Source organism: Pseudomonas sp. FSL R10-0399 (assembly GCF_009600165.1).
In the GTDB taxonomy this organism is placed as follows: Bacteria; Pseudomonadota; Gammaproteobacteria; order Pseudomonadales; family Pseudomonadaceae; genus Aquipseudomonas; species Aquipseudomonas helleri.
The window spans coordinates 16132-31713 of sequence record NZ_WIWK01000075.1 but is presented as its reverse complement, the minus strand read 5'-3'; the positions used below and the strand labels follow the sequence as shown (position 1 = coordinate 31713).

16 protein-coding genes are annotated in these 15582 nt (G+C 57.6%); 9 read left to right on the top strand and 7 right to left on the bottom strand.

The window, feature by feature from the left end; genetic code table 11:
* The 3 genes from GHO41_RS19650 to GHO41_RS19640 form a co-directional block, all read right to left on the bottom strand.
* Positions 1–1022, bottom strand: a 1022-nt coding sequence (locus GHO41_RS19650; RefSeq protein ID WP_153434415.1) for a type VI secretion system Vgr family protein, incomplete at its 3' end; no start/stop codon positions are given.
* 170 nt (positions 1023–1192) lie between these two features.
* Positions 1193–2953: a type VI secretion system baseplate subunit TssF gene (tssF, locus tag GHO41_RS19645; RefSeq protein ID WP_153434414.1), complete on the bottom strand. Its 1761-nt coding sequence runs from the start codon at positions 2951–2953 to the stop codon at positions 1193–1195.
* Between the two features lie 279 nt (positions 2954–3232).
* A complete protein-coding gene (locus GHO41_RS19640; protein WP_153434413.1) occupies positions 3233–4039 on the bottom strand; it encodes a helix-turn-helix domain-containing protein in 807 nt (268 codons plus the stop codon).
* Between the two features lie 120 nt (positions 4040–4159).
* Here GHO41_RS19640 and GHO41_RS19635 point away from each other — a divergent pair, with 120 nt between their 5' ends.
* From GHO41_RS19635 to GHO41_RS19610, 6 genes are all read left to right on the top strand, one after another.
* Positions 4160–4474 (top strand): DUF2834 domain-containing protein, encoded by a 315-nt coding sequence (locus GHO41_RS19635; protein WP_153434412.1) that lies wholly within the window; start codon positions 4160–4162, stop codon positions 4472–4474.
* Positions 4471–4902 carry an MAPEG family protein gene (locus GHO41_RS19630; protein ID WP_153389740.1) on the top strand — a complete coding sequence of 144 codons (432 nt, stop codon included), beginning with the start codon at positions 4471–4473 and terminating at the stop codon, positions 4900–4902. Before GHO41_RS19635 ends, GHO41_RS19630 begins: the two co-directional genes overlap by 4 nt.
* 34 nt (positions 4903–4936) lie before the next feature.
* Positions 4937–5389, top strand: a complete 453-nt coding sequence (locus tag GHO41_RS19625) for a GNAT family N-acetyltransferase (protein WP_153434411.1) — start codon at positions 4937–4939, stop codon at positions 5387–5389.
* A gap of 287 nt (positions 5390–5676) precedes the next feature.
* Complete coding sequence (locus GHO41_RS19620; protein ID WP_153350636.1) at positions 5677–6411, top strand: SDR family oxidoreductase; 735 nt, start codon at positions 5677–5679, stop codon at positions 6409–6411.
* Positions 6412–6475: 64 nt separating this feature from the next.
* Positions 6476–6886, top strand: a complete 411-nt coding sequence (locus GHO41_RS19615) for a RidA family protein (RefSeq protein ID WP_153434410.1) — start codon at positions 6476–6478, stop codon at positions 6884–6886.
* Between the two features lie 87 nt (positions 6887–6973).
* A complete protein-coding gene (locus GHO41_RS19610; protein ID WP_048373459.1) occupies positions 6974–7516 on the top strand; it encodes a dihydrofolate reductase family protein in 543 nt (180 codons plus the stop codon).
* On the opposite strand, the gene GHO41_RS19605 is transcribed toward GHO41_RS19610, so the two are convergent.
* The gene (locus GHO41_RS19605) at positions 7504–8730 is read right to left on the bottom strand and encodes an MFS transporter (protein WP_153434409.1); all 1227 of its coding nucleotides are present in this window, start codon (positions 8728–8730) and stop codon (positions 7504–7506) included. The two genes, GHO41_RS19610 and GHO41_RS19605, sit on opposite strands and share 13 nt — an antisense overlap.
* A gap of 121 nt (positions 8731–8851) precedes the next feature.
* Here GHO41_RS19605 and GHO41_RS19600 point away from each other — a divergent pair, with 121 nt between their 5' ends.
* Positions 8852–9319: a helix-turn-helix domain-containing protein gene (locus tag GHO41_RS19600; RefSeq protein ID WP_153434408.1), complete on the top strand. Its 468-nt coding sequence runs from the start codon at positions 8852–8854 to the stop codon at positions 9317–9319.
* On the opposite strand, the gene GHO41_RS19595 is transcribed toward GHO41_RS19600, so the two are convergent.
* Positions 9309–10799, bottom strand: a complete 1491-nt coding sequence (locus GHO41_RS19595) for a PLP-dependent aminotransferase family protein (protein ID WP_153330237.1) — start codon at positions 10797–10799, stop codon at positions 9309–9311. The two genes, GHO41_RS19600 and GHO41_RS19595, sit on opposite strands and share 11 nt — an antisense overlap.
* Before the next feature lie 77 nt (positions 10800–10876).
* Here GHO41_RS19595 and GHO41_RS19590 point away from each other — a divergent pair, with 77 nt between their 5' ends.
* Positions 10877–12547 (top strand): NAD(P)H dependent flavin oxidoreductase family protein, encoded by a 1671-nt coding sequence (locus GHO41_RS19590; protein WP_153434407.1) that lies wholly within the window; start codon positions 10877–10879, stop codon positions 12545–12547.
* A gap of 101 nt (positions 12548–12648) precedes the next feature.
* Here GHO41_RS19590 and GHO41_RS19585 read toward each other — a convergent pair whose 3' ends face one another.
* Both GHO41_RS19585 and GHO41_RS19580 read right to left on the bottom strand, forming a co-directional pair.
* On the bottom strand, positions 12649–12795 hold the full coding sequence (locus GHO41_RS19585; RefSeq protein ID WP_082148800.1) for a DUF2256 domain-containing protein: 147 nt from the start codon (positions 12793–12795) through the stop codon (positions 12649–12651).
* The gene (locus GHO41_RS19580; protein WP_153434406.1) at positions 12792–14357 is read right to left on the bottom strand and encodes a cryptochrome/photolyase family protein; all 1566 of its coding nucleotides are present in this window, start codon (positions 14355–14357) and stop codon (positions 12792–12794) included. The genes GHO41_RS19585 and GHO41_RS19580 overlap by 4 nt, the downstream gene beginning before the upstream one ends.
* 256 nt (positions 14358–14613) lie before the next feature.
* On the opposite strand from GHO41_RS19580, the gene GHO41_RS19575 reads away from it, so the two are divergent.
* Positions 14614–15501: a serine hydrolase gene (locus tag GHO41_RS19575; protein WP_153434417.1), complete on the top strand. Its 888-nt coding sequence runs from the start codon at positions 14614–14616 to the stop codon at positions 15499–15501.
* Positions 15502–15582: the final 81 nt, after the last annotated feature.

Below are 15582 nucleotides of genomic sequence, written 5' to 3'. Positions count from 1 at the left end.
CCGACACGGCTGTCGGCGGACTCTTCTTCCAGGGCGGTGTGCTGCTGCCCGCTGTGGTGGATGTGCACGGCGCGCCAACCGATATTCATGTCTTCACGCGGGTGGCCGACCAGATCAAAGGCCAAACCCGGCACCAGCCGTGCATCATCACCCGTCACTTCAACCGTGCGCGCATCGCTGCGCAAGGCCAGCAGGCGGGTGCGGGTGAAGGGTTTACCGGCGTTGTCATGTTTGTAACGACCGGGGTAGTCGTAGCGTTCATAGCCGCTGGATTGATGGTCCAGATGCATCGCCTGTTCTTGTTGTTCCAGGTTGTAACGAGGGTGGGTGAAGGTGTAATCGCGCTGGGTCTGCTCGCTGCTCCGTACCTGTTCGCGGTAGGTAAAACTGTGCAGTGCCGGTTGCGCGGGATCGCCGCCGGGGTTGGGCGCGTACACCAACGGCTCATCCTGCAAAATGCCGAAGGTGGCAATGTGGTCAGCCAGGATCAACGAATGCCCGGCTTCACTGTGCTGGAAGATCGACAGCAGGCCTTCTTCGGCGGCCAGGCGCTGATAAAACGCCAGGTCCAGCTCGCCAGCCTGAACGCAGAACTCACGTGTTTGATGGGGTTCAGTCAGGCGTTGGGTACACGCGCCCCAGTGGCGATCCTTGAACAACTGCTGGAGGATCTGCGGCACGCTGCGCTGCTGGAAAATCCGCCAGTCCGATTGCAGGTTGGCGCGGGCCAGCTCGGGCTCGATGCGGGCGCGATACCAGGTGCGACGAAAGCCGGTCTTGCCTTGCTCGAACTGGCTGATCAGGCCGTGTACGTACCGCACGGGCATACCGCCCTGAAAGAGGGTCAGTGTGGCGGGTTTGTCCAGCAGGGTGGCGAAGTCGGCATTGGCGGATTCACTGATCAATTCAACGTTTAAACAGAAAAGTTCAGAGATGCCTTCGCTCAGTTCAAATGACACCACATCAAAGGCAATGTCGGCTGTTGAACTGAATGTAAACCGCACATCCTGTGAAGAGGGCATGATGACTCCCGCAAATTAAGTGCGTGGGCAGGTTTGAATAATGAATATTCGGGCATGTAAGTGCCCACGGTTAAATAAACGTGCAAGTGTTTGTAGGTACGCCTGTTAGGCTTGAATCACCTGTTTATGCGTCAGGTCTGTTATTTATAAATAAACACCCATTAACACGTTTAAATATTGGCTTGTTGGCCAGTTTGAACAGGCCAGGTGAATGCGGTATCGCGGGCAATATTGACCATGTGTAAAAGGTGAAAAGACTGGTTGCTGGCGTATAGCGCCATAAAGTGCGACAGGACACTGCCGAAGACTTGTAAATCGCCCTCGCCACTGAAGGCTGCCGGATCGACATAGAGCGTGGTTTGGCTGCCCCGCATCGGGATGCCCTTGAACACATAGTCTATGGGCTGGTTGCTGACCTTTTTGATGCCGTTCAAGCGGTGCTGGGTGGCCCGCTGATGCTGCAGGTCATGGGGGGCGATGAAGTCGTAGACCTGCAACACGGCCTTCAACGCGGCGGGTGAGGTGAGGGACAGTCGGTTCAGCGAAAGGTTGGAGATCAGCGCCCAATGCGTTTCACCGTCAAACACGGGCGGGTATTGAGGTGTCGGCCGGGTCAGGTTGCGGTAAGTGGCAAAGGCCGGTGTTGTTTGGGTCACCAGGCAGATATCGCCGATTTCCAGTTGCTGGGGCACGTCATTGTTGGTGCAGGTCAAGGCAATATTGAGTTCTTCGCGCTGGCCCAGGTAAGGGCGCTGATTGCCATGTATCAGGCTGAGGGTATGCCTGGCCTGTTGCGTCAGCAGCTCGGGCTCAATCGCCAGGTTGTAATAGGCCGCTTCTTGTTCGCTGGCGGTTTCGACGCGATGGGCCAGCGACTGGTAAGGTTCGAAACGCCGCTCGGGCTGTAGTGACTCGGGGTCACGCTGACGGGCGCTCACCTGATCAACGCTGAAAATACTGTAAGCCTCCGGGCGCCGGGTGCGCGGGCGTACGATTTGATTAAGTTCTGCACCGTCCAGCAGGATTGGCTCGGCCGGGTGCTCAAACAGGTTGATGGCTGGGGTGCAGTACAGGCAGAACGTCTCGGGGCTGATCTCTACTGAAGCGGGCAGCGGTTTTGAAAAATGCAGCTCCAGGCGCACGGTTTCGCTGGTTTTTTCGGGCCAATGGCGCTTCAGGCCTTTGAGCGTGAATCCATGGAAACGCTCGGGAAAACAGAAATATTCCTGCAGCAGGCGATAGCCGTTCTGGTGTGGAGCAAAGCCAGGCAGCAGTGCGTCATCGGGTTCGAAGCCGGCAAAACTCAAGATATTTGGCGGCAAGCTGAGTTGATGATCACCGATGCCCAGGCTGATTCTCTTGAGGTGCTGTGAGAGCCATTGGTACAGCACCACCGCGTTGGCGCTATTGACGCCGAGGTGGAAATCCAGCCGGTCGCAGTTGATCTGGTTCCAGGGCTGTTGCGATAGAGCTTGCAGCTCAAGGTTGATAACGGACTTTTGCACGCTGTGGGAGACACTGGCGCTGCTGACCACCATCGGGTGCAGGTGCACGTCGGTACAGGTGCGGAAGGTACAGTTCACACCATTGACCGGCTTGGCATGCAACAGTGTGCCCTTGGGGATGATCTGCGAGCCGCTGAGCGCATGTTGCACCGGTTCAAAGCGCATGAGCGTGGTGCTGGGCAATGGTCGCAGAGCATTCGGGGCGACCATTTGCAGCAGCGGGTGAGTGAGTTCGGGCAGATCATCTTCAATCTTCATCGCCAGCTTGGCGGTCAAAAAAGCGAAGCCCTCCATCAAGCGCGCTACATCCGGGTCGCTGGCTCCCGGCCCCAGAAAAGGTGCCAACTGCGGGTTGTCCTCAGCAAACTCGCGCCCCAACTCCTGGAGGTCGCGAAGTTCTTTCGCAAAGCGATCTTTCAAGGACATGGCGATACCGATTAATAAAGGGTTGAGTTTGGGTGGTTAGTTGCAGGAAGTATTTGTAAGAAACTTCCTGCAACTAACAAGTGTGAGGTTTTATGAGTGGACAGTTTCAGGTTGAATAACTGTGCAGTGAGTACTTATCCCTACATGAAGTGAGTCTAGGCAGGGGGCTATGCAGTCACAACCATCTAGCAAAAATCAGGAGCGGACTTACCTGTGATGATGTTTTTGTCTGACGGTTAATTCCTACATAGGCATTGTTTGGGCGAAGGTACAGTTGGGCTAAAGGCGCGATTGCTCGTATGCCGCTGTCATGACTTGCCAGGTATGTGTATCCGCCGGAATCAAATGTTCGATGCGCAGAGACGTGACGGTGATGTCGAGCGGCATGCCGAAGGTGGTGAACGTGGACATAAAGTTCAGCTCGCCCTGCGGGTATTTAATGCGCGTCAACACCAGCGGGGGGAGTTCGCCGGGGCCTGTTTCAGGGGCGTCTGGTGCGGGCAGGCGCTCCAGTATTCTGGCCAGGGCGGGGTTGTCCAATGCCTCGCGGCTTGCCCGCTGCCAGGCAACATGGCGGATTTCGTCGGCATTGATCAAATGATCACCCAGCCCGCCGGGCTGTAGCAGGGTGACTAACAGGTTCAACCCATGTGCCGAATCACTCGGCAGGCCGACAAGGTCGAACAGCACTTGAGTGCTGGCATTGGCGGCCAGCACTTCCCAGTGGCTGCCCAGCACAATGGCCGGGGCCGGGTTGTTGGCATGCAAGACATGGGTGATGGCCTCGCGTACCGCCTCCATGGCGGGAGAGGCCAGCGGGGTGGCTTCATAGCGGGGCGCATAACCCGCCGCCAGAAAAACACTGTTGCACTGCTCAAGGGGCGCTTCGAGGGCCATCAATAAATGATGCAGCGTGGCGGGGCTCGGCTTGGCCCGCCCGGTTTCGATGCAACTTAGATGGCGCTGGGAAACCCCGGTGATCAGGGACAGCTCAAGCTGGCTCAAGCGGGCGTGGCGGCGAAGCTCACGCAACAGTGGGCCGGCGGTGATCGTGGGCGGGGTGCGCTGAATCGGTGGGCTGCTCATGGGCGAACTCTGGCAGTGCAAACGGGATTAGTCCATGACCTGGGAGGTCATTGCTGAGCAGGCAAAAGTATCACTAACGTGGGCCTCCCATCAGCCGTTGCAGTTTTCCAGGATGAAGACATGAAAAGACCGTATCTCGCCCTTGTCGCTTTACTGGGTTTCTCTGTGTACACGGCCTATACCCTGTGGTTGGCAGATCAGCCACTGATTGAGTTTGGCCTGGTACTGATGTCCAGCCCCGACACCGCTCAAGTGGTGATTGACCTCTATTTGATGGCGGCCCTGGCGTGCGTATGGATGTACCGGGATGCGCAACGGCAGGGCCGCTCTAAGGTCTCGCTGTTGCCTTACTTCATGCTGACGGCTGTATTCGTATCCATCGGCCCGTTGCTGTACATCGTGGTCAATGGTTTTAAAGACAGGGCGCAGCCATGAGCGGCGTGTTGAGTGTCTACGCGCTCTGCGTGGTGGTGCTGTGCGTGAAGATGTTTGCGCTTTCCTGCTATCAAGGCTTCTATCGCATCAAGTCCCTGGCCTTTACCAATCGTGAAGACGCAGGTTACTTCAACCGCCCGGTCAGCCCGAAGGAATTGCCGCAAGTCGCACGCGCCGCGAAAGCCTGGGCTAACGATCTGGAGAACATCCCTTTGTTCTTTGTATTGGGCGGTTTGTGTTGTGCATTGGAGACGTCGAGTGGTGCCACGATTTGGCTATTCTGCGTGTTCAGCGTGGCGCGCGTGTTGCACTCTGTGTGCTATCTGGCAGGGTGGCAGCCTTGGCGAACCGTCGCGTATGCCGTCGGCATTGTTTGCCTGTCGGGGCTTGGCGCAATGGTTGGACTTAGGGCGCTAGCGACGCTGTGAGGGGATTAATGACCTGCATGGGAGTTAACAGGCTATGAAAAAAATCATAAGAGTTGCCAATGTCGGCGATATCGACACCATTTTTGATATTCGAACCCGTGTTCGGGAAAACCATTTGTCACATGAGCAATTGGCAGACATCGGTGTGACGCCAGAGGCTATCCGCGAAGTCATTGCGAACGCACCTTGCATTTGGGTTGCCGAGGTCGATGGCACCCCCGTCGGTTTTTCCATGGCTGATCTGCAAGACGCGTGTGTGTTTGCCGCCTTCGTTCTGCCGGACTACGAGGGGCTCGGTATGGGTCGCCTGTTGATGGCGAAAGCGGAGGCTTTTCTGTTTGAGCAGCACTCCACGATATGGCTGGAAACCGCTGAAGCCAGCCGCGCCAATGGCTTTTATCGAGCACTTGGCTGGCAGCCTGTGAAGAATCTGCCCGAGGGTGATATCCGCTTTGAAAAGAGCATCCCAACCCTTCGTAGCAGTTGACGAGCACTGCGAGGCTACGTCTCAGGTTCAACTGACACACCGCAGAGCATGGTTTTACGACTGCTGCGCAGCCGGACGTAGCCTCGCAAAGCTCGTCAACTGCTACGGGTAGTTGTTCATCGGATCTGAGGCCGCGTTGTCAATTTGCCAAGTGGTTCAAGGTGTCGTCGATTGCTCTGCGTTCAGAGCGACGAAAACTTTTTTTTGTGATCTTGGGTCTCTAAAATGGCGACCTTGATTCGCTGATAGACATCGGTCTTTTGGAAACCTGAGGGGCAGCACCTGCTATGACTACTACTTCAAAACCTCTGATCGTTATCACGGGTGCGAGCTCCGGGATTGGCCTGGCAACCGCACGTCTGCTCTCGAGCGAAGGCCACCCATTGTTGCTGCTGGCCCGCCGACTGGAACCCATGCTGGCGCTGCAACTGCCCAATACGCTGGTCTTGTCGGTAGACGTGACCGACCGTGAGGCGGTGGTTAACGCGGTGAAACAGGCCGAAGAACAATTCGGCCCGGTGGATGCCATCGTCAACAATGCGGGCGTGATGCTGCTGGGCAGCATGAGCGAACAGGACCCGTCTCAATGGGACACGATGCTCGACGTCAACGTACGCGGCCTGCTCAACGGCGTACTGGCTGTGGCAAGCGGCATGGTTGCGCGCAAGCACGGCACCATCATCAACATCGGTTCAGTGGCCGGGCATAAAACCTTCCCGAATCATGCCGTCTATGTGGGCACCAAATTTGCGGTCCACGGGTTGTCCGAAAACCTGCGCGAAGAACTCTCACCAAGCAACGTGCGGGTCGTGACCATCGCGCCAGGTGCGGTAGAAACTGAGCTGCTGGGCCACACCACTGACGAAAGCATCAAGGACGGCTATCAAGAGTGGAAGCAAGGCATGGGCGGTGTTGTTCTGTCGCCGGAAGATGTCGCCAGAGCCATCAGCTACGCCTATTCACAGCCGCAAGGCGTGTGTATTCGCGAAATCGTCATTGCGCCAACCCGTCAGGAACCTTGAGTCCTGTTAACGTTTGCCAGCAAGCTGCGCCCATCGCCAAAGCGGTGGGTTGGGAGTGAACACCATGAGTGATCGCCAGATCATCGTTCCAGACACCATGAAATTGCTGGCTGAGCGCACCGGTTATGCGCCTGCGGTAAAAGTCGGCACAACGCTGTATTGCGCAGGTCAGGTCGGGCGCACGGCGGATTTAGTGGTGATAGAAGACCCCGAGCAACAGTTTCTGGCCGCCTGGGGAAACCTTCGCCAGGTGCTCGCAGCCGGTGGCTGTGGCTTTGAGGATGTGGTCGAAATGACCACCTATCACATCGACATGAACCAGCACATGCCGTTGTTCAGGCAGGTGAAAGACAGCCTGTTCCCCCGCAACACCTGCGCATGGACCTGTATTGGCGTCAGTGAACTGGCCAAGCCCGGTTTACTGGTGGAGATCAAGTGCATCGCCGTGCAGCGATCAGCGTCTGCGAGGGACTAAGCTCAGCGCTATCGCGCTAATCAGCGCAGCTTTCGTGGTGCCGTTCATGCTATAAACGGCGCCCAAAAAAAAAAGGAGCTGCAGGTTATGGATATCAAATGCTCGGTGTTTATCGCCGCCAGCGTAGACGGTTTTATCGCGCGGGAAGATGGCGATATTGAGTGGCTGCACTCGCCTGAGTATGAGTGCCCTGCGTTGAATGGCCTCAGCTACGAAGACTTTATGAGCAGCATCGATGCGTTGGTCATGGGGCGCAAAACCCTGGACAAGGTGCTGTCATTTCCTGAGTGGCCTTATGCGGATAAAGCAGTCATCGTGCTTTCCCGTCTAGGCGTGAGCCTGCCTGAACCCTTGCAAGGCAAGGTTGAAGTATTGGCAGGCGAGCCGGCCGATATCGTGGCGCAGTTGGCGGCTCGCGGTATGAAGCATCTGTACATCGACGGTGGGCAGACCGTTCAGGCTTTTCTTGCGGCAGGCCTGATCAATGAGCTCGTCATCACCCGCATTCCCGTGTTGCTGGGCCGGGGTATCCCCTTGTTTGGCCCGCTGGGCACCGAACAAAAATTACGCCTGATCGACTCGGCGATGTCCGATAACGGCTTTGTGCAAAGTCGCTATCAAGTGCTTTGAGTGGCTTTTAGCGTCAGCCCCCAAAACACCAGCGCTGCCAGACTGACGCTGGCGCCCAGCGCGCAAACGCCCGTCCACCCATACAGTGTGTAGAGGGTGGTCGAGGCGAGTGCGCCGAGGCCGCTGCCCACGGCATAAAACAGCATGTAGCAGCCAACCACCCGGCTGTGCGCACCCGTGCTGGTACTGAAAATCATGCTCTGATTGGTGACATGAATGGCTTGGGCGCCGAGGTCCAGCACCACCACGCCAAGGACCAGCCACAGGATGGACCAAGGGGTGAGCGCAAGCATCAGCCAGGCCAGTATCAGCAGCGCCAGTGATAAACCGGTGGTCCATTGACCCAGCCCTTTGTCCGCCAACACGCCTGCACGTGCCGCCGCCAAAGCACCGACCACACCGACCAGACCAAAGGTGCCGATGGTGGTATGCGAAAAGGAGTAGGGCGGGCTCGTCAGCAGAAAAACCAGCGCGCTCCAGAAGATGCTCAGCACCGCAAATATAAACAGCGCAAGCATGCCGCGGATTTGCAGGACGCGATCGTTTTTCAATAACGTGAACATTGAAAACACCAGCTTCGGGTAGGGCATGGGAGGCGTAGAAGGACGCTGCGAAACCAGCGATCTGCAGAGCGTAACCGCCAGCGCCACCATCACCAGCGCCGCGCCCAGATACACCCAGCGCCAACCGGCCATGTCCGCGATCAATCCGGCGGCCAGCCGTGACAGCAGCAGACCGATAACGACCCCGCCTTGAACTGTCCCCACTACGCGCCCGCGCTCTTGCGGCAAACAGGCCGTCGCGGCATAGGCAATCAGGCCTTGGGTCATGGCCGTGCCCATAAGACCGATGGCCAGCATGCTGACTAACATCACCGTCGGGGAGTGCGTCATGCCTACACAGAACAGTGCGCCGATCAGGGCGACAATCTGCATCAACATCAAGGAACGACGGTCCATCTGGTCGCCCAGCGGCACAATCAGCAGCAACGCGAGTACGCTGCCGACTTGAGTAGCAGTGATGACACCGCCAACCGCAGCCTGGCTAATGGCAAAATCGGCGGCCACTTGATCCAGTAACGGTTGGGCATAATAGACGTTAGCGACGCTCAACCCGCTCGCGCAGGCAAACAGCCCCACCAGGCTGCGCGGCATGGGCGTATTCGCGGGTCCAGGCGTCAAGGGGCGGGTGGACAGGCATTGATCAATGGACATAGTCGAACCTTTGGTTAATCCAGTCTCAAAAAAAGACCGATTTGATTCTAGATCTATCAGTCTTAAAATGAAACTGCTTTTTTGATTCGATCTGATGTCCGACACACACCAAGGAACCGGCATGAGCAAAACCCACAACCCTTCAGCGCAAACCTGCCCTGTAGCACGAACGGTCGACTTGATTGGAGATCGCTGGTCATTATTGATCGTGCGCGACGCCTTCGATGGCGTGCGCCGGTTTGGCGATTTTCAAAGTGGCCTGGGGGTGGCCCGCAGTGTTCTGACCCAGCGCCTCAAGGCGCTGGTTGAAGCGGATATTTTGCAGGTGCGCCCGGCATCCGATGGCACGTCGTATCAGGAGTACGTGCTGACAGCCAAGGGCGAGAGCCTGTTTACCTTGGTGGTGGCGCTGCGCCAATGGGGGGAGCAGCACCTGTTCGAGCCGCACGAAGCTCATTCACGACTGCTGGATACCGTGACACAGCAACCGCTGCCGCTCATGCAACCAGTGGCGGCGGACGGTCGGGTTATTGCTGCGGAGCAAACCCGGGTGGATAAAGAGGTGTTGCAAATGCGTTTTACCGCTTGATCGCCTGCGCCGCCTGGGCCAGGCGCTGTGTAGCGCTGCGGATTTCCTCCTGGTTGAGCGAGGCAAAGCCCAGGCGCAGGGCGTTTTCAGGGTGACCGTCGGGCGAAAACTGGCGAGCGTTGCGTATCACCAGATCCAGCTCCAGGGCTTTTTCAACCAGCAAGTTCACGTCGATTGAGTCAGCGAACCTCACCCACAGCGCCAGTCCTCCTTCCGGTTCCTGCACGGATATCTGCTCGGCAAACGCTTCCCGCAGGCAACTGAGCATCGTGTCCCGGCGCTGGCGGTATTCTCTGGAGACCCGGCGCAGATGCTTCTTCAGTTCGCCGTCGTTGATCAAGTCCGCCAGCATTCGCTGCATGACGGCATCGCCCTGGCCCAAGGTCACCGCGGCGGTATGCTCAAGGGCCTGGATGAGATTTGGCGGGGCAACGATGTAGCTGCAACGAAATGTGCTGCCCAACGATTTGGACAGCGAGCCGATGTAGATCACATGCCGTTGCGCGCTGTCGCTGGCCAGAGGCAAATAGGGGCGGCCGGCAAAGTGGTACTCATGGTCATAGTCTTCTTCGATGATGCAGAAATCATGCAGTCGGGCCAATTCCAGGAGTTGCTGACGACGCCCGGCACGCAGGCTGACGGTGGTAGGGAACTGGTGGTGAGGAGTGAGATAGACCATCCGCACGCTGTGCAGCCGGCACAAGTCTGCGAGCTGATCGATTCGGCAACCTTCGTCATCCAGGTCCACGGTGACCAATCGCGCGCCTAACTGACGGAAAATTTCCCAGGCCGGGGGGTAGCTCAGGCGTTCGACCACCACCACATCGCCGGGTTTTAGCATCACGCTGGCCGTCAGATACAGCGACATCTGTACGCCTTGGGTCAGGCAAATCTGCTGGGCGTCCACCGCCAGGCCGCGATTATGGCGCAGCATTTCGGCCAGGGCTTTGCGCAGGTACTGGCTGCTGCTCTCGCTGCCATGGCGCACGGTGTTGGTAGTGAAGCTGTTGCGCAAAGCGTTGCGGTAGTAACGGTGCAGCACTGCTTGGGGCAGCAAGCGATGGTCAGAGGCACCATTATCGAAAAACAGCGCCCCGGCCTGATGTTGCAACGCGATGACCTGCTCGCCCGGGTCGAAATAGATCGCGGCAGGGGTTGGCTTGAGCACCAGGGCAAATGATGTGGGTGCACTGGGGGCCGCAACCTTTCCTGGCGCCAGTTGCGTGCTGACGAACGTGCCGCGACGCTGAAGGCTGACCAACCAGCCTTTGGTCACTGCCTCTTCGTAGGCAAGGATCACCGTCTTGCGATTGACGTCCAGCAGACGGGCCATTTCCCGCGTGCCGGGCAACAACGTACCGGGGCGCAGACGGCCTTCGACAATCGCGCTCACTAACCCTTCGATGATCTTTCGGTATGACGCTTGCGGTTGCGCGCCATCGAGTTTGAGCAGCGGGCGCCATTTACGAAGCTGGACCATATAAATTATCCAAAACTGGAGGTTCTTGGGGTCCTAGTCTAACGCAACAATCGAACCTCAATTGCCCTGAGGTGTTTATGCAGAACCGCCATGTCGTAGAGTTGTTGCCCTCGGGCAAATCGTTTCAAGCCGCCGATCAATTACTCCTCGACGCCATGCTGGCCAGCGGTCTCTCGGTGCCGTTTTCTTGCAGGCGTGGTGCATGCGGGTCGTGCAAGGTCAAGGTGGTTTCAGGTCACTACCGCGCAAAGCAGCTCGCGCCAGACGCTCCAGCCCCTTGCTACCCGCTGGCGGCGGACGAGATGTTGCTGTGCCAGAGCCATGCCTGCAGTGACATGCGCCTGGAAATACCCGGTTGGTCGTTGGACGCGCCGGTGCGGGACGTCAGCTCACGGGTGATCAGCAAGCGGGCACTGAGCATGGATATTGTCGAACTGGTCTTGCTGCCCGCTCAGCCCCTTGAAGTACGCGCCGGCCAGTACGTCAGATTTCGCCTCGATGAGGGCGATAGCCGCTGTTTCTCCGTGGCCAATCTGCCTGCACAGGACCAGGGTCAGTGTGTGTTTCATATTCGTCAGGTCAGTGGTGGACTGTTTTCCGAGGGTATTCTGGCAGCCCTGCAAGTGGGCGATGTGCTCACCCTGGAAGGTCCTGTCGGCGCGTGCACCTGGCAGCATGAGGATGAGCGCCCGGTTGTGTTGTTCGCCACCGGGACCGGGTATGCCGGCATCAAGCCGATGCTGCTAACGGCGTTGGACCGTGATGCCGAAGTTACCTTGTATTGGGGTAATTCAGCGCCAGAAGACTTCTACGATACTGAGTTTCTGGAACAGGCCAGCCGCGCCCATCCACGTTTTAAGTGGCATCGGGTGCTGTCGACAGACGCACGCGTACAGCAGGTCGCGCAGGCACAGCCGCACAACTGGGCCGATAGCCAAATCTATGCCTGTGGCAATAGCGCGATGATCAATCAGGTGCGTGAAACCTGCCTGGCTTCGGGTGTGCAGGCCCATCGTTTTGTCGCTGAAGCCTTCGTTGCCAGCGGTGTATTAGCGCCAGCTTCATCATTGAAGGCATTGGACCCGGTGCTGGAGAAAGTTGGCCCACGCTATTCGCTGGATGGCATGCTCGCAGCTCGTGCGCAAACGGTACGGGCATTGGCCGCCATCGCTGAGCAATTGAAAGTCGGCATGACCACCGCGCAAGCTCTTGATATGGCCAGTCAGACCTTGCAGAGCATGGGGGCATCCCACACCTGGCACCCGACCTATATACGTTTTGGCGACGACACCATCCGCACCCCGCGCCAAGGCATTGATCCACAGCGCAAGCTGCGCGCCACCGACATCGCGGTGGTCGACCTTGGCCCGGTGTGGGACGGCTATGAAGGTGATTATGGCGACACGTTTGTCTTCGGTGAGCACCGGCTGTATGAGGACTGCGTCAAGGCGCTGCACCAAGTGTTCGACGAAACCCGCGACGCCTGGCACCGCGGGCTAACCGGGCGCGAGCTGTATGATTTCGCAGAGAAAAGTGCCCATACCAAAGGCTGGCGCCTTGAACGCAACCTGGCCGGGCACCGCATTGCCGACTTCCCCCATGCCCTGTTCGGGCAGGACAAGCTGGCAGAGGTCGAGATCGTCCCGAGCGAAATGGTCTGGGTGCTGGAAATTCAGCTGTGTCACCCCACAGAACCGGTCGGGGCATTTTTTGAAGACATTCTTATTGGCGAGCAACGTAGTCGCTGACAAGGATCGCAGGCTGCAATGTGTGCCGCAGGACCGCCGCTCAGATGAGCGGCGAATCCCCAAGACCACAAGATCGCCAGCTCCTGCCTGTTTTTCGCATGTCAAAGGCTGTCGGGCTTCTTCTTGCTCCGTCGACAACGCTCCGAGCAGTAGCGCACATCTTCCCAGCAGCGAGCCCATTTTTTGCGCCAGGTAAACAGCAGCCCGCAGGTGGCGCAGGTTTTGACTGGCAGCTCACTTTTTTTCACAACGACTCACCGTTGTCCAAGGCAGTGAGCAACAACTGGCCGCGGTCCCACAGCGCTTGCTGTTTGGATTCAGGCATGCGGTCGAGGTTTTTGTAGATCATGCCCATGCGTTGATTGCCGCGCAGGCGGTCGCCGTGACGCATCAAAAAGTGCCAATAGAGCGCGTTGAACGGGCAGGCGTCGTCTGTGGTGCTTTCACTCACTTTGTAGGCGCAGCCACGGCAATAGTCAGACATGCGCTTGATGTATTGGCCGCTCGCGCAATAGGGTTTGGAACCCAGATAGCCGCCATCAGCGTGCATGACCATACCCAGCGTGTTGGGCAGTTCGACCCAGTCGAAGGCGTCCATATAGATCGCCAGATACCACTCGCAGATTGCATTTGGAGCGACCCCGGCGAGCAGGGCGAAATTGCCGGTGACCATCAGCCGTTGGATGTGGTGAGCGTAGGCGTGCTCAAGGCTCTGGTTGATGGCTTGGCGCATGCAGTTCATCTGCGTGTTGCCTGTCCAGTAGAACTCTGGCAGCGGCCTGGTATTGCCGAAGGCATTGCCATGGGCATAGTCAGGCATCTTTAGCCAGTACACGCCCCGCACATACTCACGCCAGCCGATCAATTGCCGAATAAAACCTTCGGCGGCGTTGAGCGCAATATTGCCGGCCCAGTATGCGGACTCCACATCGCTGCACAGCTGGCGAAGATCCAGCAAGCCAATATTCAGCGCCGCGCTGATACGGGCGTGGAACAGAAAGGGCTCATCGCTGGCCATGGCGTCTTGATAGTCGCCAAAAGCTGCCAAACCCCAATCGAGGAAGTAATCCCAAAGCGCCTGAGCTTCTGCGTGAGTCACCGGATAATCGAACGTGTCGAGGGCACCATAGTGATCCGAGAAGTGTTTTGCGACCAGCGCCAGCACCTCCTGGGTGATTGCATCCGGGGTGAAACGGGCGGGCGAAGGGGCCCTGACGCCCTTGGGCAATGCCTTGCGGTTTTCTGCATCAAAGTTCCAGGAGCCGCCAACCGGGCTGCCGTCACCGTTGAGCAACAACCGGCTCTTGCGACGCATCTCGCGGTAAAAGAACTCCATGCGCAGCTGCTTTTTACCCTGAGCCCAGCGAGAGAACTCGGCACGTGAGCACAGAAAGCGATCATCACAATGCCAATGTACAACCAGGCCGCAGTCCTTGATGGATTGCTCCAGGCGCCAGTCGCCGCATTCTGTCAGGTGAATTTCATGCGGTTGAAACTGTGCTTGCCAGCGGTGTAACTCACTGGGCACTGAACCGGTATTGTCCGGATCATCCAGCTTCACGTACTGCACTTTGATGCCCCTCTGCCGCAAGGCTTCAGCAAAGTGACGCATCGCGCTGAAAATCAGGGTGATTTTTTGTGGGTGGTGGGGAACATGGCTGGCTTCCTCCATCACCTCGACCAGCAGCACTGTATCGCGCTCTTTATCCAGCCCCTGCAGAGAGGCCAGGTCGAAGGATAACTGGTCGCCCAGGACCAGGCATAACCGGCCAGGCTTGGCGTTACGGTCCAATGGCGGTGTGGCTCTCATCTGCAGAATGCACTCAAGGATAGTGAGTGCGAATTCTTGTGCAAAACAAATAGTTTGTACAAGTTTATTGTGAAAGCATCCCTCACTCAGCCGACCGTGGCGTGACGGCGTTGCCTTTAAGATCAAAAGATCGCGAGGCAAGCTCGCTCCTACGGATTGTATTGATCGTCGTAGCAGTTGCCGAGCTTGGCGAGGCTACGTTCAGGAAGACTGAATGGGATATCTTGTCGATCCGCTCAACATGCCAAGGAAGCCAATGCTCAGTTCACTCATATCAAACGGTCAGCCTCAATCGTCTGCCCCATCAGATCTGATGGTCCCTTGGTGGAGCTTTACTAAAACAGTCCTGGCTGCGACGGCTCTGACGTTAGTACGTGACAGGCTGGTCAGCCTGGACGAGCCAATACTTGATCAGCCGTTCACATTACGCCAGCTACTGCGGCATGAGGCGGGCCTGGCTGATTATGGTGAACTTGTTGACTATCACACAGCCGTTAGCAACGGCGAACCAGCCTGGTCTGTTGATGAAATGATGCAACGCCTCGACGGTGCCCGACTTCGATACAGTCCCGGAACCGGTTGGCGGTATTCGAATGTGGGCTACTGGCATATCGGCAGGCTAATTGAGCGCCTGACGGGTCTGGCGCTTGATGACGCGGTGATGCAGCGGGCGCTTGCTCCTCTGGGTCTGTCAAACGTTCGCTTTGCCAAGTCACGATCAGACTTGCCAGCCTCCATTCCTGGAAGCGCCTCAACTTATGATCCCGCCTGGGTGTATCACGGTCTGTTGATCGGCCCTGTCTCGCAAGCGGCGCTATTTCTCGATCGGCTCTTGTGCACAGACCTCCTCCCCACAGCCTTGCTTCAGGGCATGCAGACAGCACGAGTAGTGGGCGGCGCGATTCCCGGACGACCCTGGATCACACCGGGCTATGGCCTGGGCGTAATGCAGGGAGCAATTGCGGGTGGATATACCCTGACAGGGCACACAGGCTGCGGGCCAGGCAGTGTCATCGCCGTTTACCGTATAAGCGACGGCGACACAACGGTGTGTTGCGCTACTTTTGAGCAAGGCGCCAGTCAGGGGGCTGTGGAAGCCTTTGTTGTTGAGCAGATGATGCAAGTTTTGCGGCCGGGGAGTTGAAGGCTTTCAAGTGTTTCAGGCGTCGATTTCACTATTCCTTCAATTAAACAATTGGATACTAGCCAATTGCCTTCTCTCTTG

Bases quoted from the DNA above. Each gene is read 5' to 3' on its own strand.
- tssF (WP_153434414.1), bottom strand. From the start codon at position 2,953: ATGTCCTTGAAAGATCGCTTTGCGAAAGAACTTCGCGACCTCCAGGAG.
- GHO41_RS19640 (WP_153434413.1), bottom strand. From the start codon at position 4,039: ATGAGCAGCCCACCGATTCAGCGCACCCCGCCCACGATCACCGCCGGC.
- GHO41_RS19635 (WP_153434412.1), top strand. From the start codon at position 4,160: ATGAAAAGACCGTATCTCGCCCTTGTCGCTTTACTGGGTTTCTCTGTG.
- GHO41_RS19630 (WP_153389740.1), top strand. From the start codon at position 4,471: ATGAGCGGCGTGTTGAGTGTCTACGCGCTCTGCGTGGTGGTGCTGTGC.
- GHO41_RS19625 (WP_153434411.1), top strand. From the start codon at position 4,937: ATGAAAAAAATCATAAGAGTTGCCAATGTCGGCGATATCGACACCATT.
- GHO41_RS19620 (WP_153350636.1), top strand. From the start codon at position 5,677: ATGACTACTACTTCAAAACCTCTGATCGTTATCACGGGTGCGAGCTCC.
- GHO41_RS19615 (WP_153434410.1), top strand. From the start codon at position 6,476: ATGAGTGATCGCCAGATCATCGTTCCAGACACCATGAAATTGCTGGCT.
- GHO41_RS19610 (WP_048373459.1), top strand. From the start codon at position 6,974: ATGGATATCAAATGCTCGGTGTTTATCGCCGCCAGCGTAGACGGTTTT.
- GHO41_RS19605 (WP_153434409.1), bottom strand. From the start codon at position 8,730: ATGTCCATTGATCAATGCCTGTCCACCCGCCCCTTGACGCCTGGACCC.
- GHO41_RS19600 (WP_153434408.1), top strand. From the start codon at position 8,852: ATGAGCAAAACCCACAACCCTTCAGCGCAAACCTGCCCTGTAGCACGA.
- GHO41_RS19595 (WP_153330237.1), bottom strand. From the start codon at position 10,799: ATGGTCCAGCTTCGTAAATGGCGCCCGCTGCTCAAACTCGATGGCGCG.
- GHO41_RS19590 (WP_153434407.1), top strand. From the start codon at position 10,877: ATGCAGAACCGCCATGTCGTAGAGTTGTTGCCCTCGGGCAAATCGTTT.
- GHO41_RS19580 (WP_153434406.1), bottom strand. From the start codon at position 14,357: ATGAGAGCCACACCGCCATTGGACCGTAACGCCAAGCCTGGCCGGTTA.
- GHO41_RS19575 (WP_153434417.1), top strand. From the start codon at position 14,614: ATGCTCAGTTCACTCATATCAAACGGTCAGCCTCAATCGTCTGCCCCA.